Here is a 24,328-nt window from a genome sequence, read left to right as displayed (position 1 = left end):
TTTGTGATGAAAGCTGGTTAGGCGCTGAAGTTCAGCAGTTTGTAGGCATCGAAATCCATGATGCCGCCGCCGACGCGTTTGGTGATGTAAAACAGCACGTTCGGCTTACTGGTGTATGGATCGCGCAGCACAGAGATGCCGACACGGTCCACCACCATGTAGCCGCGGTGGAAATCACCAAATGCGATGGCGTAAGGGTCAGAGCCAGCTGTCATATCCGGCATATGCTCTGCTTCTGTGACCGGAAAGCCCATGAGGCTTGGATCGGCGCCGGCGGATGCAGGTGGTTGCCAGAGGTAGTTGCCCTGCCCGTCTTTCAGCTTGCGGATGGCGGCCTGCGTTCTGCGGTTGAAGAGGAAGCGGGCGTTGCGGCGGATGGCGGTTTTGACGCCGTAGATCAGCGAGATCAGCAGATCTCCGCCATTAGAGGAGGGAAACGCACCTGCCTCACCGGTCTTGATGGAGCCAATGGAAAGGCCTGTATCATCCAATGAGCCGTGGATGGTGCCTTTGAGCAGGCCTTGGGGCTGGCTGGTGCCATTGCCGTTGATGAAGGCGGCAGACTCTTTCTCCGCAAAGACGGTTTCCACTTCTTCTGCCAGAATTTCACCGATGTTGACGGCAGCATCATCCAGCAGGGTCTGGGTGACCGCTGGCAGAGCCGACAGCTCGAAGATCTTCACTTCCCGCATTTCGAACTTCATGGCGTTGGTTGGCGTGCTGCGGGCATCGGTTTCGCCTTCCCAGTCTGCATCCGGATTGGCGGAGACGATGGGGCGGCGATAAGAAGAACCGGAGATTTTGCGGTTGGAGGCGATTGAGCGGATGGGCGATAGAGCCGTGATGCGGCGCAGGATGTCTGTTTCCAGCTGCTCCGGCACCAGATACCCGCCATCAGCGGCTGTGCCAGAGGACATGGCTTTCTGTTCCAGCGTTTTCAGGCGGCTTTCCTGCCCCTCGCGCATATAAGTTTCAAAGGCAGATTTGTGTTCTACCTCCGCCGTTGGGCTACTGGCTACACCCGGCACAGATCGCGGCAGGCGCTGGGATTTGAGCTGAAGTTCGTTGAGATGGCGCAGCTGACCATCGATGATCTCGTCCAGTCGGGCCAGTTTTTCGTCCAGCAGGACGTCTGATCCTGATTTCTGCTCCAGCTCGGCCAGACGCATATCATTTGTCTGGGTGTACTCAGAATAAGCGTGGTTGAGCTGGTCGAAGCTGTCAGAACGCTCCATGGAAGAAGCAAACTGTCCTGTTGCAGAGCCTGAGATTATGGGCTCAGCTGATTTTCCTGCAGCTTCTCGGGCGAAGTCTTTGGTTTCCAATGCTGGATTGCATGTGTTTTTCATAGGATTATTTTCCTTGAGCTGGATAATAAAAAACTGCAGTGCCAAACGGACACCACAGTTCGTCGGTTCAGAATAAAAGGATCGTCAGGAGACGACGGTCAGCCGGGCTGATGGCAGTAGAGGGAATGTGACCAGTGAGATCTCCCAGAGATCGACTGCCAGCACATCCCGTCTGCCGGTTTTGCTGTTGCGCTGGGCTCGGCGGGTTTTGAAGCCAATGGACAGCCCATCCAAAATGCCCGCCTGCACCATGGCGATGGCTTGTCGCCCTTGTGCGATACCTGGATAGAGCAGCCCTTTGACAAAGAGGCCGATGCTGTCTTCCTGTATGTGCAGCCACTTGCCGATGGGGTGCGCTGGGTCATGCTGCCAGAGCATTTTCACATCTGAGAGCTTTTGCTTTTGCAAGGTGGTGTGAAATGCACCTTTGCGCATAACATCCCCGCCCTGATCGCTCAGCTCGAACCGGCTGGCATAACCCTCAATGGCGATGGGGTGATCTGTGTTCAAATTGCTTGCCTCCTTTAGTGCACTATCAGTTGTTGTTTTTATTGGTCCTGTTGATGCCTTCTGCCTTCGCCGCACGACGCTCTGCCAGTGCACCGGCAAGGGCCTGCGTGAAGGTGGCAAAGGTCTGCACTGGCGGCTCTGTGCGCCGCTCGGTGAGCTGTTGTTTTCGCTCCTCCGGCGCTGCGGCTGCTTTGTCATTTTGAGTCAAGAGCTTCCCTCAAACCGTTTATGTCAGCTCAATAATTACTGCGCGTATGATTCAGACATCCATGCGCAGGAGTTGGTTGAGTTTTTCCAGTTCGCACATGAACTCCTCAAAGCGGCGATTGAACCGGATGACCTGTTTCAGTGCCCATAGAAGCATGGAGGTAGAGGTACCTGCCCAAGCGCCGAGCACCACGTGGGCAAGATCGCCTTTTGCGGCGAGCGCTGTCATCAACTCACTCATCCGCGCCCTCCACGCCGTAACCCACGGCCATGCGTTTTTCATCGCGGCTGAGGAAGTCAGCGGTGGTGATACGATCCCACAGCGCTTTGCGTTCCTGTGCCAACGCTTCGACAGCATCCAAATCTAACTCCAAGGTGATCTGCTCACCGTAAGCACCGGAAAGCCAGTTGGAGAGTTCAGAGAGAACCCGAGCGGCGAGCGGCACCACTGTCAGCCGCCAGAACGCACGGTTGGCCTCCTGATAGTTGGCGTATGTGTTGTCTCCCGGAATACCGAGCAGCATGGGCGGTACGCCGAAGGCCAGCGCAATTTCTCGGGCGGCAACGTTTTTCAGCTCGATGAAGTCCATGTCCTTTGGCGACATGCCCATCTGCTTCCAATCCAACCCACCTTCCAGAAGCATGGGACGGCCTGCATTGCGGGCACCCTGATAAGAGCTTTCCAGCTCTTCCTTGAGGCGGTGGAACTGATCGTCCGTCATGTTCATGGCATCGCTTGCGCCATAGACCAGCGCGCCTGTTGGACAAGCGGCGTTGTCCAGCAGAGATTTGTTCCAATCACCAGCAGCATTATGGATATCAAGCGCCACCTGCGCCGCCTCGATGGGGGCAAAGCCGTAGTGATCGTTGAGCGGGTTGAAGAGCTTGATGTGCAGGACGGGCTCGATCTTATCGCCCGTCCCCTTGCGCAGTTCCACTTTGCGACCGGCCACCTGATACTCGTAGGCCTCTACCCAGCCTGCGTCATCCACCAGCACCTTCATGCGATCTGGCCGCAGAGCATGCAGCTCACGCGGTTCGCCCTCCAGCGACACGGCCTCCACATAAGCATTGCCGGAGACCAGCAGGAAGCCGTAGAGCTCCTCCAGGAACGAGCGCCGTGTTTGAGTGGGTGTGGGCTGATTCAGCAGATCCATCAGGGGATGCGTTTCCAGCTCTGCATCGCCGACCTTAATGGTCAGGGAGATGTTTGCTGCACTTTCCGAAATAAGGCGGACGCATCTGTAGGCGATAGTATTTCGTAAATATCCTTGATTTATAAGTGATTCATAGTTGCGTGGGGTCCAGACGGCCCCTTCACCAAACCGCATGAAGGCCACGGATTTTGCCCGTGATGCTTTCTGCTCCGCTGCTGGTGAAAAAACTGATTCAAGAAGTCTGCGTAACCCCATGAGATCAGAGTCCTTTTTGCTCTAACTTAATGTTTTGATTCAAGTAATCAGATCGCTTAAGCAGCTGGCTGCTCAGCCTGTCTTGAGAAACTGCTTTAGCTTTGCGTCTCGTGGATCTTTGTCCCGAAAATCGGCGCCCGCATTTCAGCAGCACGCGCAGGCTTAATCCTCACAAACAGATTCAAGTTTGCGAGCTAACCTTTGATGCTATTGATGTTTTTAAAGATTGCGCAGGCGTGGTTTGCCTGTAGGGCGGCGGTTCAGTTCTGTGATCGCCCAGACCAGCGCATCGAGCCTGTCCGGTGATTTCCCGTTGCTCAACCCACCAGCACCAAAGTCAGCCAGCTCATCTTCCAGTTCCGGAAACACACCGCAGTGATGGACGCGGCCCTGCTCATAAAGCAGGGCTACGGGTTCCGCTCTGCGGCGTTTGCTTCTTGTGGCGTGGACGGACTTAACGGGCACGCTGGCATCCACGCCTTCAATCACCTCATGTACCATGTCCCCGCCCTGATTGACCTCCGCCAGCAGGCAGTCAGCCTCCAGTTCATGATAAAGCCGGATGGCCTGGTCGGCCCATGCCGCAGGGCGCAAGCCCTGGGCGGTTCTGTCTCGCAAGACGAACAACTCGGCTGCTTCCGTTATGCCTGCTGCGATGATGCCGCAGGCGTCTGCCGACTTGCCTGATGTGGCGGGCGGGTCGATGGCAACGACGATACGCTTCAGTTCTGGCACGTGGCGGACGCGGTTCATCTCGAACCATTTGCGGGCGAACAAGGCGTCTTCGCGATCTTCGATCAGTTCACCATCCAGCTCCTGCCTGCCGAGCCGAGTTCCACCGTAGCGCTCTGCCATTTGCCGCAGGAAGGCTTCGGCCAGAAAGGCGGCGTTGGTCTTGGTGCTCGCTTTTGTCACAACCACTCGCTGATCCTGCAGCAGCATTTTCAGCAGCGGGGTAGACTTGGGCGTTGTGGTCACCAGTTGTTGTGGCTGCATGCCAAGGCGCAGGCCGAACTGGAGCATGTCGAACGTCTCCGTTGCATTGCTCCATTTACCCGCTTCATCACACCAGGCTGCATCGAACTGCGGACCGCGCAGGGCCTCTGGATCCTCAGAGGAGAAGGCTCTTGCAATAGCGCCGTTAGGCCACTCCAGACGGCGGCGTGATGGGTTCCACTGAGGTTTTTGATTGGGTGGATGCACGGCGAGCAGACCGGAAATGCCTTCGATCATCACCTCCCGCACATCTGCATAGGTTTGCCCCACAAGTGCGATGTTGCCCGCTGACGGACCTGCCCATGGCTCGCCCGCTGCCTTGCCTCGCACCCATTCTGCCCCTGCTCTGGTTTTGCCTGCGCCGCGGCCTCCCATGAGCAGCCATGTGGCCCAGTGGCCTTCTGGCGGGCGTTGGTGAGCGTGGGCGAAGACCTGCCAGTTATATTGAAGAAAGCTCAGTTCATCTTTGCTCAAAGACGCGATGAACTCATGAAGTTTGCCCTGCGCCACACAAGCTTGCAATGCGCTGCGAAAGCTGTTGTCGCATCTGGTCATCACTCACCTCTTCTGTGTTGTCCGCGCCATGGGCCTCTTGCAAATCAATCAGCATATCCAGCGTTTTGGCGAGGCTGGTGATTGCCTTTGCGGTGGCATCCATCTCACCCGCTGCGGATTGCGGATCGCCGCTGAGCCTTTTCAGTTTGGCTTCCAGCGCGCTCACTTGTTTCTCAAAGGCAGCATAGAGACGGGCGATCAGGCGTTTGCGCTCTTCTGTTCCTGAGCTGGCCAGTTGCTGGGCCAGCTCCCACTTGCGCAACCACCCTTCCCGTCTGATCTTGGTGGTGATGGTGCTGCTTGGCAGGCCGGTCTTGCGGGCGATATCAGCAATGGAAATCGCCTCCTCTTCCACCATGCGGCGAACCACCTGCCAGACCTCTAAAGGCACGCGCAACCGCGCTGCCTGTTCTTCATCCTCTTGGGGTTCCTGTTCCTCTGCCATCTCCCCCTCCTATAAAAATCAGGCACAAAAAAAGCCGCCCGTTGAAACAAGGAGCAGCTGGTCAGAACTTTAAAGTGTCGTGCGATCAGAAAGCTGTAAGAGGCCTCGTCGGCGTCACTCACACTTTCTCTAGCATGCCAAAACACTATCAAAACAGCGGTGCGCTGTCAAGATTATATTCCTAAGAGAAGCCACCCAAAGAGGCATGGACACTTATCCCCGTTTCACGTTAGGATCGAATTTGTTCAACTTTGAATAAAGAAAGCTGTAAGGCTTTGATGGGACACTTAAAAAAGCGCAGAGCAATGTGGCCCTGCGCTGGCTTTACAGTTTTTGAATTTCGACTTATTCCCGCTTCTCCCCTGTGGAGAAGTAATTGAAAATAAACGTATTTTGCAGGATCAGTCTCTGGTATATTCCTCATCAGGCCAGTCGACGAGATAATTTTCGAACTCTTCTGGCTCCATTCCATCTTCGCTGATGGTTTTGTCTTTTACGGAGATTCCGGCGTCATGCACGCTCTGCGGATCTTTGGAGACAAGCGGATGCCACCAGTACAGGTCCCTGCCCTCACGGATTAGACGATACGCGCATGTTGGCGGTAACCATTTCAAAGTTCTTACAGTTTCCGGCGAAAGCTGAACGCAGTCTGGCACGGTGTCGAAGCGCCGTTCATAGTTTTTGCACCTACATGTGGTTCCATCAAGCAGAGTGCACGCGACGTTTGTCCAGTAGATTGCGCCAGTGTCCCAATCTTCCAGCTTGTTCAGGCAGCAGCGTCCACATCCATCACAGAGGCTTTCCCACTCTTCATGGGTCATCTCATCAAGGGTTTTGGTCTGCCAGAAAGGGCGGTGACTCTCAGAGTTTACGGATACCATTTATGTCGTTCTCATTGCAAAATTCCGATGGGAATATCGCGAGTAGGTCATTTTGAAGCGTCTTCTTTTCCGAAATTTCGGAAATACGCTGCGCTTAGTTCTTCGGTTTGGTTCATTGTCCCCCTTGCGTATTCAGGGGTGTGACCGGTACTACGGGTAATCAGTTTGGAAGAGAACTCTGATAACAGCGAAAAGCAGAATGTCACGGAAAATTCTGCTGAAAAGGTGAAAAAAAAGGGTAAGGAGCGCTCTTTTACCCTTCAGGATCTATCCCAGCGCATGCTTGCAACCGATGCCTGGCTGGATTCTGCTTTGTGGCACACCTCCCAGTTTCTGGGCGTTTTCTTTCGCGAGTACTCCGGTTTCATGCGCCGCTTTTCGCTGCGCGGACCAGCCAAATACATCGCCGGCCTTGCTTCTGAAGGCCTGACCTACTGCGCCTTTGGTTTCCTCATTGTACTCACCTTCGCTCAACCGGCCTTCAAGGCGACCGAGCGCTCCGACTGGAGAACCACCTCCGATTTCTCCGTGAGCTTTTTTGATCGGTTCGGAAACCCGCTCGGCAAACGCGGCATCTTACTGAACGACAAAATTCCGCTGGACGAAATTCCCGATCACGTGATCCAGGCCACCCTTGCTACCGAGGACAGACGGTTTTTTGATCACTTGGGAATTGACTTCGTTGGTACCTTCCGAGCCATGGTTGCCAACGTGAAAGCCCGCTCTGTTGTGCAGGGTGGTTCGTCAATTACACAGCAGCTCGCAAAAAACCTGTTCCTTTCAAACGAACGCACATTACAACGCAAAATCAAAGAGGCTTATCTCGCCCTGTGGCTTGAGATGAACCTGACGAAGCGAGAAATCCTCAAACTTTATCTGGACCGCGCTTACATGGGCGCGGGGACATTTGGTGTGGCAGCGGCTTCCGAATTTTACTTCGGCAAGGACGTACGCGAGATTTCTCTGGCAGAAGCTGCAATGCTTGCAGGGCTTTACAAGGCGCCGTCCAAATACGCTCCGCATAAAAACCTGCCGTCTGCCCGTGCCCGTGCCAATGAGGTACTGACGAATATCGTGCAGGCTGGCTTCATGACCGAGGGACAAGTTATTGGCGCTCGCCGCAACCCGGCAGAGCCTGTTGACCGGACAAAGAGCCAGGCACCGGACCATTTCCTCGACTGGGCGTTTGAAGAGGTGAAAGACCTTGCTGCGCAGTACCCAGAGCTCAGTAATGACAGGGTTATTTCCGTTCGCACCACTCTTGATCCGGGCTTCCAGCGCGAAGCCGTCAGCCAGATCGAGAGCATTTTGCGACAGTACAGCGATCGTTACGGCGTGGAAGAAGCGGCACTGGCAGCTATCACCACTGAAGGTGCAGTTCGCGCCATGGTGGGTGGCCGTGATTATGATGAAAGCCAGTTCAACCGTGCAACGGATGCGCTGCGCCAGCCGGGCTCTTCGTTCAAGCCGTTCGTTTACATGGCAGCGTTCCTGAACGGGTATGAGAGCGAGAGTGTTGTCCCCGATCGTCCGATCAGTATTGGCGGCTGGAGTCCGCGCAATTACACCCGCGGTTACGCTGGCCCAGTGACGCTGAAAACGGCATTGACCAAGTCGATCAACACCATTCCGGTTCGTCTGGCACAGGCCATCGGGCGCGATAAAATCGCGACCACTGCTTACATGATGGGCATCAACAGCGAGCTGAAAATTACCCGTGCGATGCCGCTTGGCGTTTCTGAAGTGACGGTTCTGGACATGGCGAGCTCATATGCGTCCTTCGGAGCTGGCGGGAAGAAGGTTGACCCCTACGCTGTGCTGGAGCTGCGCAACTCCAAGGGCGAACTGCTTTACAACCATGACCGCGATGCAGGCCCTGCCTTACGAATTCTGCCATTTGAGAAGGTGGCCATGATGAATGATGTGCTGGTCAACGTGGTGGAACGCGGCACAGGCCGCCGTGCACAGCTGGAGGGGATTACGGCTGCGGGCAAGACCGGCACCACTCAGGCTTATCGTGATGCGTGGTTTGTGGGGTACACGGGCAATCTGGCCGCCGCAGTCTGGTTTGGCAACGACGACTTCTCCTCCACCCGCCGCATGACCGGTGGTAGCCTTCCGGCCATGACCTGGGGCAACTTTATGAAGTATGCGCATCAGGGGCTGGAGCTGAAAGCTATGCCCGGTGTGGAGCCGCCTGAGGGCAAGGACGTTATTGCTGCTAATGGCCTTAGTGATGTGGAAGTGACCGGCCCACCGGAGCTGCTCAACAGAACCTCTCAGCAGGTTCTGGAAGCGCTGGGTGAACGGCTGCGTTCGCTTCCATTCAATAGTATTTCTCAGTCAAACGTGCAGGCTCAGCTGGGGTCTGGCGCTCAGGCGGATGTGACTTATACCCGATGACACACACCCCTCACATGCCTTTGGTGGCGGTTCCTGAACCGGAAACCACCCAGATTTATGATGCTGAAACCTCCTGGCAAAAGCCTTGGCCTCACATCTCGCCATTACTTTATAAAGCGCCGTTCTTCTCGTTCGGGCCGTTCTTGTTCTCGATCCTCATCGCTCTGGTTGTGGGGATAGGCAGCGCGTATCTTTCGCTGAACCGTGGCTCTCCGTTCAGCGCGTTGGAAAGTGGCGTATGGGTGGCTCATCCGCATGCGGGCACGGTGGACAGCGATCCTTACAGTACGGCGATCTTTGCGCGGACGGGCCGTGTTCCGCTTGGCAGCGGTGAAGGCATTGCGTTTTACGCAGCTTTTGATGACAGCGGACGGGCGCTAGATCCCCAGTGTAACTACAGAATCGCTGGCAGAGTGCCTGCCACACGGCTCTGGACTATCACCGCGCTGAACAATGCTCTGGAGCTGCTTGCAACAGATGCGGGTCGTGCTTCCCTGCACAGTCATGGCATCCTGACGGATCATACAGGTGCGTTTGCTATTCAGGTTTCTCCTGAAGCGCGTCCGGGCAACTGGCTGCCAACGGGGGGGAGTAACGGACTGGTGTTTGCCATGCGGCTTTATGATATCCCCTATACGACGGGTGCTGGTTTGAGCGCTCCGGTGATGCCTGCTGTTGAACTGGTGAGCTGCAAATGAATGACCTCCTGAAAAAACTGCAGGACCTTTACATCTCCCCACGCTGGATTCTATGGGGCTTTGGCGGTTTGCTCGTTGCGGGGATAATTCATGTGGCGATCGTTCTGAGCGTGCCCGCTTATGTTCCTCATTCCCCTTATGAACGTGTTGGTGATTTTGGTGCGGATCGCAGCTTCCAGATGTTGCCGCCGATCCTGCCACGCAGTGAGCCGCTGCCGGATCTTGATCCATCTATGCGCCATGCGATCTGCCGTTATTCCCTTGAAAATGGCCCGCTGATCATTCGGACCTATGCCCCCTCTCCGTTCTGGTCTCTCGGCCTGTTTAACGAAAAGGGACAGGTGACTTACAGCCTCAACGACAAGACCTCTGAGGGCGAGGCTGTGCGCATGCTGGTGCTGACACCGCAGCAGCTCTCTATCCTGCGTGAGAACCCGCCTGAGGATCTTGAGGAGATGATTGTGGTTGAGACGAATGAACTGAAGGGCTTTGCCCTGTTCCGCGCGTTTGTGCCGTCCAACGCGTATCTGCCGCAGATCTCGGAGGCATTACGCTCTGCGACCTGTTCAGACTTGCCGAGGGTTTAGCCGCAGGGCTACTTCTGCGGTGCAGCTCGTTCCAGTCCCCAGCCGGAAAAGATGCGGGAGGGACGCTCGACCTCCTCCTGCTTGCCTTTGACTTCCGCGTAGCATTTGGACGGTAACTCTTCGTAAGTACGGCGGAGCTGCTCGTAGCCTTTGCTGGCGTCCCAAATCTGCTGAGCTGATGGGGTTTCCACTTCCAGTGCGTTGATGGCGATCTGGTAGGCTTGCAGTCGTCGTCCGGTGGCGCGCAGGACCCAGTCCACGAAAGACTTGTTCTCCCGCACCCGGGCCTTTACGCCCGTTGCAAACTCCGGATTGACGTCTTGCTGGCGGTTCAGAGCTTCCAGACGTTCATGGTCGCTGACAAGAACCTGCCGCGCAATCTGGCAGAACGGCAGCAAGAGCTTTTGATCGGACTTCATGTCATCGATCAAGCGGGTATAACGTGTCTCGCTGGAACGGTATTTATCTGAGCGCAGGTAGACGTAGTAGTTGGATGGATTGACCGCAGCATATGGATCATTCAAGAACCCCTGCCGTTGCAACTGCGCTTTATTGGCTCCGATCCAATCCTCAGAAGCCGGTGGTACCACGAGTGTCCAACCACGGTCCCGCAGTTCTTTTTCTTGATCAGTCAGATTGAGGTTGGAGACGTCCTGCTTTTGGGAGTAGCGGTAGAGCATGCCCAAATCTTCAGCAACACGATCATGCAGGATGTTTGGTTTGGCCCGGCCAAAATCACCAGTAGGTTTGGCACATGCGCCCAGCAGCAGACTGGTTGAGGACAGGACCAGAAGAGTAGTCGCCAGGGCACGTTTGGGGCGCATTGGTGTTGCATAGCGAACTGCATCACGAATTAGATATGCAAAGTTATCCCCCTTGCCCATCAATTCTGATTTCCCGATTTCGCCCATGACTCATTTCCCACTGCCAACAGCAATGGAGATACAGGCAAAAAACGTGAGAAGCTAGTCCCTCTCGTATTCCGAGTGCTCTTCTACAACACGAATAGTGCCCACCCGCTTGCGGCAGGCTAGCCCGGACGGCATCTGGTAGACACCGGGAAAGATATGGATCTGAGCAGATGAAGCCTGTCGGTCATAAGCGCGGCGTATCTGCAAAGGCTGCCTTCGTGAGCGCTCGGTGACTAGATCATGAAGTGTACCCATCGTTTGTCCTCTGGCACATTTACCGGTCAATCTCTTGGTTCTTCCAGCCTCCAGTTAAGCGGAGTTTCAGTTAATGAGCTGTAAAGCATTTGCCCCTAAATTTAGCTAGTAATTCTGTTCGATGTCATATGCGCCGCCCCGTATTTCTGGCGGAAGCGAAAAACATCGATGAATCAATTGTTTTGCGTATACAGGTTACTTCACTCATGGAAGACAGGTCTCAACTCTTAATTGCAGCAACAGAGGCTTTTGCTCAAACCGGCCATTCTCATGCAAGCTCTCATATGTATGAAGAGTTAGCGCTGCAGCACCTGTCATCGGTCTCTGCGGCCAGTCGACTGAAGGTAGCGCACCTGTTGTGCCCGATCTCTCATGCTCCGGAGGCCGTGATGAAAGCACTTGCAAATGACCATGACCAGATGATCGGAGAGTACGTTGCTCTCAATTCCAAGAGCAAAGTTACTCCTCTGCACCCTGCAACACCTGCAGATGAAGCTCAGGATGATCTGGTAGACCTCTTTCTGGAAAGGGCACCGATTTCCTCCTTCGCGGATCTGAAAGAGAGCCTGACAGATCCTGACGCTTCAACAGACGTTATTGGGCCCCTCTCAGAAGAAGAGTGCTTTGAGTTGTGTCTGCGCGGTTTGAAGTACGGGCACACCAGCATGGTTGGCCAACTTGCCCATGCTTGTCGACTCACACCGGATCAGGTGCACCAGTGCTGTACGCATACGAACCCTGACGGATTTATAGTTATGCTCGTCGGGCTTGGGTTTTCTTCCCGTATGCTGGATCAGCTGCTTGTGCGTTTTTGGGGAACACTCGTTGACACTGATCGCATGAGAGATCTGCAGAAAGCCGCCATTGGTGTAAACAAAAAGCTTGCACGACAGCTGATCAGCAGTTGGAGTGGAGCCGTTGGTCAGCCACGCTATCACAGCATCTTCGAAGCAACTGAGACCGTTGTTCGCGAGCTTAAAGCGCAAGGCACATCCTTGACGCGGCCTTCTCATTATCATGCTGAGCTTGCAACACTAAAAGCCTGAGAACAGATCCTCAGGCCCCGGCTCTTTCGGTAGTGACAGGAAACTGCGTGCTTCCTTATCTTCCACTTCAACGACCCAGAAGTCAGGATCCATGCGTTCTTCGCGTGTGAGCTTGGATTCAATATCCTCTCGGGATACCTTTTCCATCAGGCATTCGAATTCCCGATCCAGTGGCTTTTCTTCATCAAAGAAAGACTGCGGCGCAGGACCGTAGAAGTCATATGTGGAATCCAAGCGATCAACAATGATGAAGATGGCCCCAGCTTCCTGCGCACCTTTGCGGCGAATACCAGCGAACGCACCTTCTGCAAAACAACGGCGCGTGTAGGCTGCGACCCAGAACTCAGAGGTTACTCGCATCAGATTGTCTTTCTTCTTGAAACTGCTGCTTAAATTCGCGTGCCACTGACTGCAGCGAGCTTGGAGAACAAGGCTTCACTCATCTGGCCATCCACTTTCAACGCATTATCACGCTGAAAAGCTGCGATTGCGGAGGAGGTCTGTCCGCCAGGAATACCGTCAATCGTGAGCGGACCATATCCTAAGTCAGCCAGAGTTTGCTGAAGCTTTTTGATGCGCTCTGTCATCACATCGGTCTGGCCTGACACTTGAGTCAGATTAGAGCCGCCTTGCGTTAAGGCCTGGATCTGCTCGGGACTTGCACGCGGAATAGGGATTTCAGCACCTTCAGCAGCGGACAAATTGGGGGACGGCGTGAAGGCATCAAAGTCCATGGTCAAGCGCGCAAGCAGAGCTTCCGTTACTTGACCGGTCTCATTCATGGCGCGTTGTCTTTGGTAGGCACGCACGGCGCGTTCCGTCGCCGGACCGAACTGACCATCCAGACTGCCGGGATATACACCGAGACGGCGGAGTTCTTTTTGAACTTCAGCCACAAGCTCTTGTTGCTTCAACCTTTGCGTCGCTCTGACGAGCTCTGAACTGTCCAGCTGACTTTCGGAGACGCGCGTTGCAACGAATGGAGATGGGTGCTTAGTGTCTTGCAGGAATGCAGCATTGACTGCAATGAGTGATGCCATACCAACAAACGCCATCAGGATGAGTGTCGATAGCTTGCTCATGCCTGCCGACTTTTTAGAGGCAGCATTCGCGACGGCAGCATGGTCAACTTCGCCATTCTCATAAAAAACGCCGTCTTCATCGTAGTGCACGTGCATCTGGTACTCACCATCTGGCTGAGCTTGTGCAGCACCCGCAGGAACTACAGCTTTTCTCGCTTTTTTGCCGTTTGGCTTTCGCCCCACCATTAAGCACTACCTCTTTCAACGCTTTTTTGTGTTACCCGAGTTGTCAGCAACTACCAATTCTAGCTGGTGTATTCCTGAGGAGTTAGAGATATCGCCCTCCTCTTTACAAGTCCACTTTGAATAGGTCGCTGCCCACCGAGAACCATCATAAAACCTTGGGTTAAATTAGGCTGAGTTTCGGTTTTCCAGTCCTTCTGTTCCTATCAAGTTTTGCTTAAAGAAACGCTTATTAGCCGCGCAAGTTGAACTTCAAATGACATATCCCGCTGTCTTTGCGTGAACTGAGCTGCCCCAGCGGGAAATTTTATTTACTGCCTGTTAATTATATCTCAGCTTCCCCGAAGTCTGTGTAGACGAGAAATACGCATAAAACTCAGTAGGTTCTCAATTTAAATAAAATTTGATTCAATTTTATCGAGAACAATATATGTTATATTTGAGAGTAAACCCTATGGTTTCAATAAGTTAAGCGACTATGTAAAAGTTGCCGGCCTTTTCGGCGTGATTGAAACCTTTGGGCGAAGCCAATGTTCTTTTTGCTTAGAACTACATTTTGGATTGGACTTGTTCTCCTTCTGCTCCCTATTGGGACCGGAAGTGACGAGGATGCGCCTTCCATCGGGATCGTTCAGGTCTACCTAGCTGCGCAGTCTACTGTGCAGGATCTGGGTGGCTTTTGTGATCGCAACCCGAACGCCTGTGAGATGGGAAGTTCAGTCATCACCCTCGTTGGATTGAAAGCCAAGGAGGCAGCCCGGCTGACCTACAACTATCTCAGCGACAGTGACGCTGAAGGCCTTCAGCCAACCCAGTATGCAGCTCTGCCTTCCGCTCAGGACGCCATTGAAGCGATTCCGTTTGATGAAGTTGCTGCAGGTCAACTTCTACCAAGCCTGAACAGTGCTGCAGATGAACCTGTCCACTCTGGTGCGCTCACCTCTGAGGATCTTGATATTCCCTGGCAGTTAAGCCAAGGACAGACAGGCAATGCAACACCACAGCTAAGTGCTGAAGAGCAGAGTTTGTTTGCAGGCAGTCAGCCAACTTATGCGACACCTGCACATGCGGTGCCGCTACCGAGGCCTAATCCGCTTTATTACGGTCGGAATTAGAGGTTTCTGCCATTTTCTTGAGAAAATTGAGGCCCATACTCTGGTTTGGAGTGTGGGCTGTTTTATATTTTGAATCTAATCGTATTGCCCAAGAGAGACTGGCGCGGTAGAAACGCCTGCAAAACCCTGAGTGAAAGAATAGTACTATGACCACTGCGATTGCTGAGATTCTAGAAGGCTTTGAATTCCTCGAAGACTGGGAAGACCGCTATCGCTATGTCATCGAGCTTGGCCGTGAACTTGAGCCATTGAGCGATGATGAACGCAGTGAGGAAAACCGCGTTCATGGTTGTGTCTCTCAGGTGTGGCTTTCCAAGCGCATTCAGGAAGACGGAGATAACGGCCCGATCCTGTTTTACAAAGGCGATAGCGATGCGCATATCGTTCGTGGTTTGGTTGCCATCGTTCTTGCGCAATACTCCGGTGTACCCGCAAAAGAGATCCTTGAGACCGACATTGAGAATGTCTTCAGCAAAATCGGCCTCAAAGAGCATCTTACACCACAGCGCTCAAATGGCCTGAGCTCCATGGTTCAGCGTATCAAGGATGATGCGTCTGCTGCACTTGCTCTGAACTAAGAGCTGACCAACTTGCTATTTGGGAGCTTTCAGGACCGACCGCGCGTTGGCGTGAGGGGCCATAGTGCTTAGATAGTCGGTCCAGAGCTAATCCCAATACCACCTTTGCTGTACGTTGTGGCCATTGCCGCTCACTTTCGACGTGTTTGAGTGCTTTGAGAAAGCAACAAACATCCATGAGAATGCCTGACAGCTCCGGCCCCACTGCTACCAGTGCTTTCTGGACACGTTCTCTGGCATCATAAACACTGTCGCTGACGTCATCGACTTTGCAGGTTGATTTGGGCACTCGTTCACTTCGCCAGTTGGACTTAACAGTTCCCCAGTACTGGGCATAGGTAAAGTCTTCTCTCAGCCGCTCACCAGCCTCATATTGCAGCTCTGTAATGTGTGCCCTCCCCGCTTTGTCTTTTCGGCTTTTAAGCCAGGCGAGAGGGCTATCAGCACACCTCACTTGCACTGGAGCAGATTGTGTTTCGAGCCCACCATTGCTGAGTGTCTTCTTGAGCCATTGCTTCCCGTGTTTGGTTAGCCTTGGTCCACCTTCTTGGTTGATTACAAGATTTAGGGCAATTGCATGATTTAGCGTGGGTTTGGCAACAGCCGCCTTTAGGGAGCTTCTATTGGGCCCAGAGAGCCGTCTGCACAGGTTTATCAGCTCTTTCTCAGGGATTTCAGTTTCAGGCTGTGAAGACATCCGACGGGCCTCCTGCGTTTATGGCCGGGTGCATACGAGCACTGGCGACAGATGCGGATAGTTGCCCTTCAATTTCAGAGAGAACCGCGTCGAATCTGGGATCTTCACGCAAATCTTCAACAACCTTGCAGGCGTGGGCTGCTGTTGTTCTGTCTCGGCCAAAGGCTGCTGCAGCCTGAGACAACGTCATGCCCATACAGACATGGAGGATGTACATGGAGACTTGCCGGGCTCTTGCTGCTTTTGCATAACCACGAGATGCGGAATGGAGTTCTTCGGGCTTTAATCCAAATGCAAGCGCGACGCGTCCTGTTGCCATCCAGTCCACCGCTGATAAAGGTTTGTTCAGCAGGGCGGAATGAACCGGAGATCCCAAACGCGGACTTCTGGACATTTCGTCTTTCTCCCCCTCAGAAATTCTTGGCATTTAATTACTCCAATGAACTGATTGGTTATCGTCAAAGAACAATTGATTGTTGCCCTAGCGATACTCGGGGGGGATAAGATTGAGACTGAGCGCCCTCAAAACATAAATTTTTCTAAACAACTGGTAAAATCAGGTGGGTTCAGCGTGCTGCCTGGGCACAACAATCGTGCTGCCTAAAACCTTATCAAATTATATTTTTGAATTAACTCTTGAGACTTGCAGGTATTTTGAAATCACAACTGTGGCAAGCGCAGTAAAATTAGAACTTAAGCTCTAGTGTTCGATGAGCCAATTTTACCTTTACGGAAAGCAGCATTCAGCAACCTAGGGCGATATACACAATGCACGCACCCTTAGGGGAATTCATCGATAACGAGGGGATAAAAAATGAAGGAAGGGGAATAAAAAAAACCAGCCCCGAATGAGGCTGGTTTTCGTTCAGGATATATCCCGAAATTACTTAGCCCGTTTACGCTGCTGGCCGAGACCCATTTTCTTAGCAAGCTCAGAACGAGCTGCTGCGTAATGAGGAGCAACCATTGGGTAGTCAGAAGGAAGACCCCATTTCTCACGATATTCCTCAGGGGTCATATCGTAATGAGTACGCAGGTGGCGCTTCAGGGACTTAAACTTCTTACCATCTTCAAGGCAGATGATGTAGTCGTTCGTGACAGACTTCTTAACCGGCACAGCTGGCTTCAGTGGCTCTGGCTCAGGCTCAGAAAGATCACCGCTGGTTTTCTGCAGAGCGACGTAAACGTCGTTGATCAGCACAGGCAAATCAGCGGAGGCCACAGTGTTATTACCAACATAGGCTGACACGATATCAGCAGTCAGTTCCATCAAATTGTTATCTGCAGGGATCTCGCTCATCTCAAACCTGTCATCTTGTGGATCTAAATTTCATACGTGTGCTTGTTTACTATTGAACCAATACTTCGACCCGAAGATCAAAGATAAGATCCATACTTACCACAGCCGAAATTCGACTCTAAACAAGCAAAAACCATAGGGGGCTGTTATAGAGACAGGAAATAAGGATAACAAGTTAAATCCGGTCAAAAAAATCAGATTTACTATGGTTTTTTGTGCATTGTGATTTAGAAGGACCTTACAGACTTCTAACAAACTTGAGAAATTATAGAAGTGAGCTAGATAAACTGCGGGTTCTAATGTACAGACAAAAGAATGTGACTGTACTGTGTAATCGGCTTTTAGAAAGGCGAAGCAGTTGAAACTTCAACTCCTAGTTTTTCGCCTTCCTACTGGTCATTGTCGATTATATTGTATCTTCGCTCAGCACTAAAACGCAAAAAGCTTGGCTGAGGCTGACACATTATTGCGGAGCATCTGGCTCTGCTGTCTTCTTCGTCACACTCAGCTCATCAATTGTGGTCTCTTTACACGGCTTATAGCCAACCACATAAGCTGCCCGCGCGATGAGGTGCGCGGACACTGGTGCGGTTAGCAGGAAGAAGCAGACCGTTGCCACAGCGCGCATGAAGTCATCCCATTGCTGAGAGTATAACCCCAATGCCAGGACCATCAGACCAGAGCCAAGCGTACCTGCCTTAGACGCTGCGTGCATGCGCGTGTAGACATCCGGCAAGCGGTTTATGCCAAGAGCCGCACCTGCAGCAAAGATTGCACCAATGATCAACATGATCCCTGTCAGGATGGAGATAACTGCTGACATCATTCCTGCTCCTCCAGCCTTTCAGAATCTTTGATCTCTTGCATAATGATGAAGTCCTTGGCTTGTCCGCGGTTCAGAATGAAGCGCGCGAACGCGACAGTTGCCAGGAAGCCAACGAGGCCAAGAGCCAGTGAAATGTCGATGTAAAGCGTGTAGGTGGATCCTACCCCCACAGTCGCAATCAGCCCGATTGCGACGACGACCAGCAGATCTAGCCCCACGATGCGGTCAGGCAGCGTAGGCCCTTTGATAATACGATACACGATTAGCAGAAACGTCAGGCCCAGTATAAAGAGCGCGATGCTCACACAGGCGTAAAGAAAGTCTGCTGCAAAAGCTTCAAATCCGCTCATCGAAACGCCTCCAGAATCTGACGTTCAAAACCGTTCTTAATGCCATCAATCGTTTCTTCCGGGTCCGGCACATTGAGGCAATGTACAAACAGGACTTTACGATCTTCGGAGACATCAACCGAGAGTGTGCCCGGGGTCAGCGTGACCATGTTTGCCAGCAGAGTAATCTCAAAGTCCTCTGTAACTGATAGCGGTACAGCGATGATGCCCGGATGTAGTTTTATCTTCGGGCGGATGACGATCATCAGTACACGCCATGAAGACAGCACCAGTTCCTTGAAGAAACTGCCGGCGAGAATGACGACCTTCCCACCGCGCTGGAAGTAATCCCTGAATGCAATCTGCTCTCGGATCAGGAACAAGGCGATACTAGAGAGCACAAAACCGAAGATCAGGTTGAGCGGCGTAAATGAGCCTGTGACGGCACCCCATGCTGCAGCGAGCAGCAGGTTCATCAGAAAGACCCTGTTGTTCATCGGGAACCTCCAAATACGGAACCGATATAGGCTGTCGGATCAATCAGCGTTTTTGCTCCATAGTCTGCTACAGACATCATGCTTTCCGGAAGTATTCCAATCAGAACAATAAGTGTCGTCAGAAGGATCAACGGTAGCCAGATGCTCCAGGAGATTTCTGAGGCTTCTGCACTTCCTACGATTGGAAGGGCCTGAATACCGTCAACGGTATGTTCGTTCCCTCCCCGCCAGAAAGCGAAGATCCAGAGGCGACCAACTGCGATTGTGGTGAGCAGGCCGGACACCAGAATACCGGCAGCAACCCAGCCACGATCTGCTTCTAAAGCACCTGCTACGAGCAACAGTTTCGCCCAAAAGCCTGAGAACGGCGGCAAACCTGCGACTGCCAGCAGAAGGATCAAACCAATGACGGCTCCTAGCGGTGTGCGGACGTATAGCCCTCCGATTTCGCGCAGGGAGAACGTACCACTCATCTGGAACATAAATGCGACCAGAAGATACAGCGCAGTCATGATCAACACGGAGTGCATGGAATAGAAGATCGCACCAGATACAGCTACTTCGTTACCAACTGCGATACCAGCCAACATTGCACCGATACCCGCGATCACGAGGTATGCCATCAAACGGCGAATATCCGTTTGAGCCAGTGCGCCAAGAGAGCCTGTCAGCATGGTAGCGATTGCGACCAGACCAATCAGGGTAGCAAGCCAATCACGGCCTTCCGGCATCAGGAGCACCATCACTCTGAGCAATGCGTAAACACCGACCTTTGTGAGAAGGCCAGCGAAGATCGCTGCCACTACTAGACGCGGTGTGTGGTAAGACGCAGGAAGCCAGAAGTTGACCGGGAATGCTGCTGCCTTCATTGCGAATGCAAGGAAGTAGAGAGCAGCAAGGCCAAGAACAGGTCCTGAGCCATCAAAGGCTTTCAGCTTGCCTGCGATGTCCGCCATGTTCAGCGTGCCGACCAAGCCGTATAGCAAGCCAGTTGAGGCAAGGAACAGGGTGGTGGCAATCAGGTTCAGGACGGCATATTTAACAGCACCGTCGATCTGGACTTTTTCATTGCCTAGGATCTGCATACCGAAGGATGAGATCAACAGCACCTCGAACCAGACATAGAGGTTGAAGATATCACCTGTCAGGAATGAGCCGGTGACACCACACAGAAGCATCATCAAAAACGGATAGAAACCGTATCGGCGTTCACTCTCTGCAATGGAGTTCATCGCGAAGACGGCAACACACAGCGTTGCGATAGACGCTGTCAGAGCAAGCAGAGCTCCGAGAGGATCAGCCGTAAACGCGATACCGAATGGCGGCAACCAGCTGCCCATGACCATGGTGACAACACCATTGTTCAGAACATGGGTCAGCAGGCCAATATTCGAGAGGATAACCAGCGAAATGATCGAGATCGCGATCCAGGGCTGGGTCTGAGGTTTCTTGCGGAAGATGATAGAAATCGCACCGCCTGCCATGGTCAGCAGGACTGGCGCAACCAGAAGCCAATCTGCAAGCGGCACTGCCTCGGTCACCATCGCCGCTGTAATATCAACTGTAGTTTTCGTTGCAGCCATCTACTTAGTACCCCAGCGGCGGTTCATTGTGTTCTTTTGGTTCCGCGACGCGCATTTCCAGCAGATCATCTGTTCCCAACTCTTGATAGGCCCGATACCCGAGGACCAGAAAAAACGCGAGGAAAGAGAAGGAAATCACAATCGCAGTGAGCACCAATGCCTGAGGCAATGGGTTCGCCGTTGCTTCTACGGGGAGATAGCTATGGACCGGGATGATTGGCGGCACATCTCGTGTCAGTCGACCTGCGGTGAAAATCAACAGGTTCACTGCATTACCGAGAATAGCGATGCCCAGCAGGATTCTGACCAGCTTGCGAGAGAGCAGCAGATAGATTGAACCTGCGAAGAGTACGCCTACAAGTACAGCAAAAAGCGTTTCCATTAGTCTGCCCTTTCTTCCAGAGAAAGAGCGATAGAGGAGATCGCTCCTACAACAACCAGATACACGCCAATATCAAAGAACAGCGGCGTCGACAGATCGATCACCGTGCCCAGGAATGGTAGTGCCAACCATTGGCTGGTCATGGCTGGCTGACCGAAGAAGATGCTCGGCAACACAGACAGGACTGCCAGAAACAGGCCGGATGCCGCAATGGACATTGGATGGAACTTCATAGCGCGACGCACAGCCGACACGCCACAAGCGATACCGTAAATGGCGAATGCGGAAACTGCGATGAGGCCACCGATGAAACCACCGCCAGGCTCGTTATGGCCCCGCAGCAGCACAAAGACGGAGAACAACAGCATCAGTGCTGAAAGGTACGGAGCGACCGTTCTGAATATGAGCGTATTCATTAGCGATTTTTCTCCGAATTCGAGTTTCCATTTGATTTAGGACGAACTCTGATAAGTGCAAGCACTGCAAGGCCAGTTACCATCACAACGGAGATTTCACCAATGGTATCAAAACCACGGAAATCAACGAGAATGACGTTCACGATGTTGCGGCCATGCGCAATCGTGCGGCTGTACTGGGTGAAGAACTCAGAGAGTGTCGGATCAAATGGCAGCTGAACAATAGACATGAGAAGCATGCTGATGCCAGCACCGCACAACACAGCAATGCTGATGTCAAAGGCCTTGCCGCGGGACGAACGGGCATCCGTAGGCTTAAGATTCAGTCGTGTCATGACCAGTGCGAGGATGACCACCGAGAGCGTTTCAACCATGAACTGGGTGAAAGATAGATCTGGCGCGCCAAACAGCAGATAGATCAACGCAACTGCAAACCCCTGAATACCAAGCAGGACGATCGCGGTTACCCGATAGCGTGCGGTCAACACTGCGTAGACACCAATAACGGCTATGGCTGCGATGAACCACTCATAAACGTGGAGACTTCCTAAACCTTCTAGTTTTGGCCAGTTGCCTGTGAAGATCATTGGCACAAACAGCATCAACGCGATCACAGTGAACGTGGCTCGCATGTAGGTGACCATGCTCCCGGTCTGTACCATTTGTGTCAGTGTCGTTGCGAAGCGGATGATTGCTTCCAGAACTTGATCGAAGCCTTTGTCTGGTCCCCATCCGATTGTGCGCAGAACATCAGCAACGATGATACGGAGACGATCCATGTACATGAAGATGATAATACCCAAGCCGATGGTCGCCACAGACAAGTACAATGCTGGAGATAGGTAGGTTGGGAACAGATGCAGTTCCTTGTCAAACGGTTGGCCAAGGATTGCTGAGGTCATCGGCGATAAGAGCTGATGCCCCACAGAAGCCACAAAGGCACCCGCCACCAAGCCCAGAACAGCCAGAGTGATTGAACCGGCAATCAGCAGAACTGTCCCTTCATGAGCAGCTTTGGGGGTTTTCAACTTAGCGCCGAAGAACGGTTTGATAGCAACGGTGGCGGCCAATGCAAACATCATGGCGTTACCCAGCACAGCGAAGGCTGTCCATAACCCGCCATTGGTGGTGTACCAGGTGCCGTCGTAAAGGACTTCCTTGGCAACAAAGCCGATGAGTGGGGGCAGACCAGCCATAGAAAGGGCCGATAGAACTGCAGCAGTACCTGTGATCGGCATCGCAGAGAACAGTCCCCCTACTCTGTGCAGGTCTCGCGTGCCAGATTCATGGTCCACCGTACCAACGACCATGAAGAGCGAACCTTTGAAGAGAGAGTGCGCAAACAGATAGAGAACCGCACCCTGAATTGCGATCTGATCAGACGTGCCAGTCAGCATCACCAGAAGACCAAGAGACGCAACGGTGGTGTAGGCCAACACAAGCTTGAGGTCTGTCTGGCGAATACCGAGGATGGTACCAACCAGCAATGTGATACCGCCAAAGACTGGCAAAACTGTCATCCAAAGTTCGGTTCCTCCCAGAACCGGATGCATGCGCATCAGCAGGTAAACGCCAGCTTTCACCATGGTCGCGGAGTGCAAGTACGCGGAAACAGGCGTTGGCGCTTCCATTGCGTTAGGAAGCCAGAAATGGAATGGGAACTGAGCGGATTTCGTGAAGGCACCGAGTACGACCAGAATAAAGATCGCGGTGTAATATGGGCTCTCGCGCAGCACATCACCTGAGTTGAGCAGTTCGCTCATCTCGAAGCTGCCGCCTTGATAGCCTGCAAGAATAAGACCTGCCATCAGGGCAAGACCACCGCCGCCAGTCACAACAAGCGCCTGTACAGCAGAACGACGCGAAGCACGGCGCAGATGGTCAAAACCGATCAGCAGGAACGACGTGATAGACGTCAGCTCCCAATAGACGAACAGCGTGATGACGTTATCGGCCACGACAACACCAAGCATAGCACCCATAAACAGGAACAAGTAGGACAGGAACTGCCCAAGATTTTCATGCCCTTTCAGGTAACCACCGGCGTATAACGTAATGAATGTGCCGATACCTGAAATCAGAAGCGCGAAAACGACTGACAGGCCATCCAGATAAATCGAGAAGTTTACGTTAAAGGTGGGAACCCATTCCAAGCTTGCCTTGTAGGTTTGCCCTTCAGCAAGACCCGGCACGAATGAGAGAAACTGTAAGAAAGCCAATGCAGGGATAATAGCCAGAAGCCATGATGCATTGTGTTTCAGAGTCTTTGCCAGAATGGGACTAAGCGCAGCGGCAACAAACGGGCCTAATAACGCCCAGAACGTTGCCTCGACACCGAATAAAGGCATGTAGCACTCCGTGAATTATTTTCGTGGTTGAACCTATAAGACCGAGTCGAATTTGCCAAACACGCTCCCCCGACCACTCCAAAGACATAATCTGCCCACCCATGCGGGGCAAGTTCATCACATTCTAGTTTTGTCAGGTTTCAATAAACTCTAACCTCACCTATTTGTAACTTGCCTTTTAGACATCTGCTGTTTGTTTATGTCTTGGTAAACTTAACATGGCCCTACCATTGAGCCCGTTGAATAAGGATTTCTATCATGTTTAACAAAAAATCACCTAAGGACATGACCGAGGCGGAATGGCGGGAAAAACTGACCCCAGAGCAGTTTCGAATCTTACGCGAGAAAGGAACTGAACGCGCGTTTACCGGTCCTTATTGGAACACCTTTGAAACCGGCACTTACAGCTGCTCCGCATGTGGGTCTAAGTTATTCAAATCAGACACGAAATTTGATGCAGGTTGCGGCTGGCCAAGCTTCTTTGAAGCAGTCGCTCCTGACGTTGTAACCGAGCATAAAGACACGACCCTGGGCATGGTGCGTACGGAGATCTGCTGCGCAAGTTGTGGAGGACATCTCGGACACGTTTTCCCAGATGGTCCGCCACCAACAGGACTTCGCTACTGCATGAATGGTACTTCGATGACATTCACACCTGACGAGTAGTTTTGATAAAATCTAAGATAGGTGTTGTCGCGGAGCGAAAGAGCGACGTTTTGAAGCTGTGGAAGAACAAC

General features: G+C 52.8%; 29 protein-coding genes. 7 read left to right on the top strand and 22 right to left on the bottom strand.

Going from position 1 to position 24,328, the window contains the following annotated elements; all coding sequences use genetic code 11:
- Positions 1-17 precede the first annotated feature (17 nt).
- The 8 genes from PSE_RS12000 to PSE_RS11965 all read right to left on the bottom strand — a co-directional run bounded on the left by PSE_RS12000 (position 18) and on the right by PSE_RS11965 (position 6,355).
- Positions 18-1,349, bottom strand: coding sequence for a phage major capsid protein (locus tag PSE_RS12000; protein WP_014285114.1), 1,332 nt, complete (start codon positions 1,347-1,349; stop codon positions 18-20).
- An 84-nt stretch (positions 1,350-1,433) separates the two neighbouring features.
- Entirely contained in the window at positions 1,434-1,859 is a 426-nt protein-coding gene (locus tag PSE_RS11995; RefSeq protein ID WP_014285113.1) for an HK97 family phage prohead protease, read from the bottom strand.
- Between the two features lie 25 nt (positions 1,860-1,884).
- Positions 1,885-2,067 (bottom strand): hypothetical protein, encoded by a 183-nt coding sequence (locus PSE_RS11990; RefSeq protein WP_014285112.1) that lies wholly within the window; start codon positions 2,065-2,067, stop codon positions 1,885-1,887.
- Positions 2,068-2,118: 51 nt separating this feature from the next.
- Positions 2,119-2,307, bottom strand: a complete 189-nt coding sequence (locus tag PSE_RS11985; protein WP_008549698.1) for a hypothetical protein — start codon at positions 2,305-2,307, stop codon at positions 2,119-2,121.
- Positions 2,300-3,478, bottom strand: a complete 1,179-nt coding sequence (locus PSE_RS11980; RefSeq protein WP_014285111.1) for a phage portal protein — start codon at positions 3,476-3,478, stop codon at positions 2,300-2,302. Before PSE_RS11980 ends, PSE_RS11985 begins: the two co-directional genes overlap by 8 nt.
- Positions 3,479-3,697: 219 nt before the next feature.
- Positions 3,698-4,984, bottom strand: a complete 1,287-nt coding sequence (locus PSE_RS11975) for a DNA-packaging protein (protein WP_014285110.1) — start codon at positions 4,982-4,984, stop codon at positions 3,698-3,700.
- Positions 4,962-5,474, bottom strand: coding sequence for a hypothetical protein (locus tag PSE_RS11970; protein WP_014285109.1), 513 nt, complete (start codon positions 5,472-5,474; stop codon positions 4,962-4,964). The genes PSE_RS11975 and PSE_RS11970 overlap by 23 nt, the downstream gene beginning before the upstream one ends.
- Before the next feature lie 401 nt (positions 5,475-5,875).
- Positions 5,876-6,355 (bottom strand): YcgN family cysteine cluster protein, encoded by a 480-nt coding sequence (locus tag PSE_RS11965; protein WP_008549935.1) that lies wholly within the window; start codon positions 6,353-6,355, stop codon positions 5,876-5,878.
- A gap of 165 nt (positions 6,356-6,520) precedes the next feature.
- Between PSE_RS11965 and PSE_RS11960 the strand changes: the two genes are divergently transcribed.
- Genes PSE_RS11960 through PSE_RS11950 form a run of 3 tightly spaced genes read left to right on the top strand, consistent with a single transcriptional unit; the run spans position 6,521 to position 10,043 of the window.
- Positions 6,521-8,758, top strand: coding sequence for a transglycosylase domain-containing protein (locus tag PSE_RS11960; protein ID WP_014285107.1), 2,238 nt, complete (start codon positions 6,521-6,523; stop codon positions 8,756-8,758).
- Positions 8,755-9,456 carry a DUF1214 domain-containing protein gene (locus tag PSE_RS11955; RefSeq protein WP_041768379.1) on the top strand — a complete coding sequence of 234 codons (702 nt, stop codon included), beginning with the start codon at positions 8,755-8,757 and terminating at the stop codon, positions 9,454-9,456. The genes PSE_RS11960 and PSE_RS11955 overlap by 4 nt, the downstream gene beginning before the upstream one ends.
- Complete coding sequence (locus PSE_RS11950) at positions 9,453-10,043, top strand: N- anchored protein (protein ID WP_014285105.1); 591 nt, start codon at positions 9,453-9,455, stop codon at positions 10,041-10,043. The genes PSE_RS11955 and PSE_RS11950 overlap by 4 nt, the downstream gene beginning before the upstream one ends.
- Positions 10,044-10,051: 8 nt before the next feature.
- Here PSE_RS11950 and PSE_RS11945 read toward each other — a convergent pair whose 3' ends face one another.
- Positions 10,052-10,954: a hypothetical protein gene (locus tag PSE_RS11945; protein ID WP_014285104.1), complete on the bottom strand. Its 903-nt coding sequence runs from the start codon at positions 10,952-10,954 to the stop codon at positions 10,052-10,054.
- 54 nt (positions 10,955-11,008) lie between these two features.
- On the bottom strand, positions 11,009-11,209 hold the full coding sequence (locus PSE_RS27185; RefSeq protein ID WP_128647346.1) for a hypothetical protein: 201 nt from the start codon (positions 11,207-11,209) through the stop codon (positions 11,009-11,011).
- Positions 11,210-11,598: 389 nt separating this feature from the next.
- Between PSE_RS27185 and PSE_RS11940 the strand changes: the two genes are divergently transcribed.
- Entirely contained in the window at positions 11,599-12,255 is a 657-nt protein-coding gene (locus PSE_RS11940) for a hypothetical protein (RefSeq protein WP_208998160.1), read from the top strand.
- Here the strand turns inward: PSE_RS11940 and PSE_RS11935 are convergent.
- Both PSE_RS11935 and PSE_RS11930 read right to left on the bottom strand, forming a co-directional pair.
- Complete coding sequence (locus tag PSE_RS11935) at positions 12,244-12,615, bottom strand: DUF1491 family protein (RefSeq protein WP_014285102.1); 372 nt, start codon at positions 12,613-12,615, stop codon at positions 12,244-12,246. The genes PSE_RS11940 and PSE_RS11935 overlap by 12 nt on opposite strands.
- 29 nt (positions 12,616-12,644) lie before the next feature.
- Entirely contained in the window at positions 12,645-13,523 is an 879-nt protein-coding gene (locus PSE_RS11930; RefSeq protein WP_014285101.1) for a peptidoglycan-binding protein, read from the bottom strand.
- 527 nt (positions 13,524-14,050) lie between these two features.
- Between PSE_RS11930 and PSE_RS26700 the strand changes: the two genes are divergently transcribed.
- Positions 14,051-14,635: a DUF5330 domain-containing protein gene (locus PSE_RS26700; protein WP_051125908.1), complete on the top strand. Its 585-nt coding sequence runs from the start codon at positions 14,051-14,053 to the stop codon at positions 14,633-14,635.
- Between the two features lie 146 nt (positions 14,636-14,781).
- Positions 14,782-15,213, top strand: a complete 432-nt coding sequence (locus PSE_RS11920; protein WP_014285099.1) for a SufE family protein — start codon at positions 14,782-14,784, stop codon at positions 15,211-15,213.
- Here the strand turns inward: PSE_RS11920 and PSE_RS11915 are convergent.
- The 10 genes from PSE_RS11915 to PSE_RS11870 form a co-directional block, all read right to left on the bottom strand.
- Positions 15,176-15,910 (bottom strand): DUF6456 domain-containing protein, encoded by a 735-nt coding sequence (locus tag PSE_RS11915; RefSeq protein WP_051125907.1) that lies wholly within the window; start codon positions 15,908-15,910, stop codon positions 15,176-15,178. The genes PSE_RS11920 and PSE_RS11915 overlap by 38 nt on opposite strands.
- Entirely contained in the window at positions 15,894-16,337 is a 444-nt protein-coding gene (locus tag PSE_RS11910) for a helix-turn-helix domain-containing protein (protein WP_014285098.1), read from the bottom strand. The genes PSE_RS11915 and PSE_RS11910 overlap by 17 nt, the downstream gene beginning before the upstream one ends.
- 456 nt (positions 16,338-16,793) lie before the next feature.
- Positions 16,794-17,210: a MucR family transcriptional regulator gene (locus PSE_RS11905; RefSeq protein ID WP_008549808.1), complete on the bottom strand. Its 417-nt coding sequence runs from the start codon at positions 17,208-17,210 to the stop codon at positions 16,794-16,796.
- A gap of 463 nt (positions 17,211-17,673) precedes the next feature.
- Positions 17,674-18,036 carry a monovalent cation/H(+) antiporter subunit G gene (gene mnhG / locus PSE_RS11900; protein WP_014285097.1) on the bottom strand — a complete coding sequence of 121 codons (363 nt, stop codon included), beginning with the start codon at positions 18,034-18,036 and terminating at the stop codon, positions 17,674-17,676.
- Entirely contained in the window at positions 18,033-18,386 is a 354-nt protein-coding gene (locus PSE_RS11895) for a cation:proton antiporter (RefSeq protein WP_008549505.1), read from the bottom strand. The genes mnhG and PSE_RS11895 overlap by 4 nt, the downstream gene beginning before the upstream one ends.
- Entirely contained in the window at positions 18,383-18,862 is a 480-nt protein-coding gene (locus PSE_RS11890; protein WP_014285096.1) for a Na+/H+ antiporter subunit E, read from the bottom strand. Before PSE_RS11890 ends, PSE_RS11895 begins: the two co-directional genes overlap by 4 nt.
- Positions 18,859-20,445, bottom strand: a complete 1,587-nt coding sequence (locus tag PSE_RS11885) for a Na+/H+ antiporter subunit D (protein WP_014285095.1) — start codon at positions 20,443-20,445, stop codon at positions 18,859-18,861. The genes PSE_RS11890 and PSE_RS11885 overlap by 4 nt, the downstream gene beginning before the upstream one ends.
- A 4-nt stretch (positions 20,446-20,449) precedes the next feature.
- Positions 20,450-20,827: a Na+/H+ antiporter subunit C gene (locus PSE_RS11880; protein ID WP_008549842.1), complete on the bottom strand. Its 378-nt coding sequence runs from the start codon at positions 20,825-20,827 to the stop codon at positions 20,450-20,452.
- Entirely contained in the window at positions 20,827-21,243 is a 417-nt protein-coding gene (locus PSE_RS11875; RefSeq protein WP_008549641.1) for a Na+/H+ antiporter subunit B, read from the bottom strand. The genes PSE_RS11880 and PSE_RS11875 overlap by 1 nt, the downstream gene beginning before the upstream one ends.
- Positions 21,243-23,591, bottom strand: coding sequence for a putative monovalent cation/H+ antiporter subunit A (locus PSE_RS11870; protein ID WP_014285093.1), 2,349 nt, complete (start codon positions 23,589-23,591; stop codon positions 21,243-21,245). The genes PSE_RS11875 and PSE_RS11870 overlap by 1 nt, the downstream gene beginning before the upstream one ends.
- A gap of 258 nt (positions 23,592-23,849) precedes the next feature.
- Between PSE_RS11870 and msrB the strand changes: the two genes are divergently transcribed.
- Positions 23,850-24,257, top strand: coding sequence for a peptide-methionine (R)-S-oxide reductase MsrB (gene msrB / locus PSE_RS11865; RefSeq protein ID WP_014285092.1), 408 nt, complete (start codon positions 23,850-23,852; stop codon positions 24,255-24,257).
- The last annotated feature ends 71 nt before the right edge of the window (positions 24,258-24,328 follow it).

This window comes from Pseudovibrio sp. FO-BEG1 (genome assembly GCF_000236645.1).
Taxonomy (GTDB): domain Bacteria; phylum Pseudomonadota; class Alphaproteobacteria; order Rhizobiales; family Stappiaceae; genus Pseudovibrio.
This window is presented reverse-complemented; position numbering and strand designations above follow the sequence as displayed.

What these genes read in the sequence shown, in the direction of transcription:
- PSE_RS11930 (WP_014285101.1), bottom strand. Translation starts at nt 13,523, where the DNA reads ATGGTGGGGCGAAAGCCAAACGGCAAAAAAGCGAGAAAAGCTGTAGTT.
- PSE_RS11880 (WP_008549842.1), bottom strand. Translation starts at nt 20,827, where the DNA reads ATGGAAACGCTTTTTGCTGTACTTGTAGGCGTACTCTTCGCAGGTTCA.
- PSE_RS27185 (WP_128647346.1), bottom strand. Translation starts at nt 11,209, where the DNA reads ATGGGTACACTTCATGATCTAGTCACCGAGCGCTCACGAAGGCAGCCT.
- PSE_RS11910 (WP_014285098.1), bottom strand. Translation starts at nt 16,337, where the DNA reads ATGCCAAGAATTTCTGAGGGGGAGAAAGACGAAATGTCCAGAAGTCCG.
- msrB (WP_014285092.1), top strand. Translation starts at nt 23,850, where the DNA reads ATGTTTAACAAAAAATCACCTAAGGACATGACCGAGGCGGAATGGCGG.
- PSE_RS11940 (WP_208998160.1), top strand. Translation starts at nt 11,599, where the DNA reads ATGAAAGCACTTGCAAATGACCATGACCAGATGATCGGAGAGTACGTT.
- PSE_RS11915 (WP_051125907.1), bottom strand. Translation starts at nt 15,910, where the DNA reads ATGTCTTCACAGCCTGAAACTGAAATCCCTGAGAAAGAGCTGATAAAC.
- PSE_RS11985 (WP_008549698.1), bottom strand. Translation starts at nt 2,307, where the DNA reads ATGAGTGAGTTGATGACAGCGCTCGCCGCAAAAGGCGATCTTGCCCAC.
- PSE_RS11920 (WP_014285099.1), top strand. Translation starts at nt 14,782, where the DNA reads ATGACCACTGCGATTGCTGAGATTCTAGAAGGCTTTGAATTCCTCGAA.
- mnhG (WP_014285097.1), bottom strand. Translation starts at nt 18,036, where the DNA reads ATGATGTCAGCAGTTATCTCCATCCTGACAGGGATCATGTTGATCATT.
- PSE_RS11980 (WP_014285111.1), bottom strand. Translation starts at nt 3,478, where the DNA reads ATGGGGTTACGCAGACTTCTTGAATCAGTTTTTTCACCAGCAGCGGAG.
- PSE_RS11905 (WP_008549808.1), bottom strand. Translation starts at nt 17,210, where the DNA reads ATGAGCGAGATCCCTGCAGATAACAATTTGATGGAACTGACTGCTGAT.
- PSE_RS11950 (WP_014285105.1), top strand. Translation starts at nt 9,453, where the DNA reads ATGAATGACCTCCTGAAAAAACTGCAGGACCTTTACATCTCCCCACGC.
- PSE_RS26700 (WP_051125908.1), top strand. Translation starts at nt 14,051, where the DNA reads ATGTTCTTTTTGCTTAGAACTACATTTTGGATTGGACTTGTTCTCCTT.
- PSE_RS11875 (WP_008549641.1), bottom strand. Translation starts at nt 21,243, where the DNA reads ATGAATACGCTCATATTCAGAACGGTCGCTCCGTACCTTTCAGCACTG.
- PSE_RS11955 (WP_041768379.1), top strand. Translation starts at nt 8,755, where the DNA reads ATGACACACACCCCTCACATGCCTTTGGTGGCGGTTCCTGAACCGGAA.
- PSE_RS11935 (WP_014285102.1), bottom strand. Translation starts at nt 12,615, where the DNA reads ATGCGAGTAACCTCTGAGTTCTGGGTCGCAGCCTACACGCGCCGTTGT.
- PSE_RS11945 (WP_014285104.1), bottom strand. Translation starts at nt 10,954, where the DNA reads ATGGGCGAAATCGGGAAATCAGAATTGATGGGCAAGGGGGATAACTTT.
- PSE_RS11870 (WP_014285093.1), bottom strand. Translation starts at nt 23,591, where the DNA reads ATGCCTTTATTCGGTGTCGAGGCAACGTTCTGGGCGTTATTAGGCCCG.
- PSE_RS11965 (WP_008549935.1), bottom strand. Translation starts at nt 6,355, where the DNA reads ATGGTATCCGTAAACTCTGAGAGTCACCGCCCTTTCTGGCAGACCAAA.
- PSE_RS11885 (WP_014285095.1), bottom strand. Translation starts at nt 20,445, where the DNA reads ATGGCTGCAACGAAAACTACAGTTGATATTACAGCGGCGATGGTGACC.
- PSE_RS11970 (WP_014285109.1), bottom strand. Translation starts at nt 5,474, where the DNA reads ATGGCAGAGGAACAGGAACCCCAAGAGGATGAAGAACAGGCAGCGCGG.
- PSE_RS11890 (WP_014285096.1), bottom strand. Translation starts at nt 18,862, where the DNA reads ATGAACAACAGGGTCTTTCTGATGAACCTGCTGCTCGCTGCAGCATGG.
- PSE_RS11895 (WP_008549505.1), bottom strand. Translation starts at nt 18,386, where the DNA reads ATGAGCGGATTTGAAGCTTTTGCAGCAGACTTTCTTTACGCCTGTGTG.
- PSE_RS12000 (WP_014285114.1), bottom strand. Translation starts at nt 1,349, where the DNA reads ATGAAAAACACATGCAATCCAGCATTGGAAACCAAAGACTTCGCCCGA.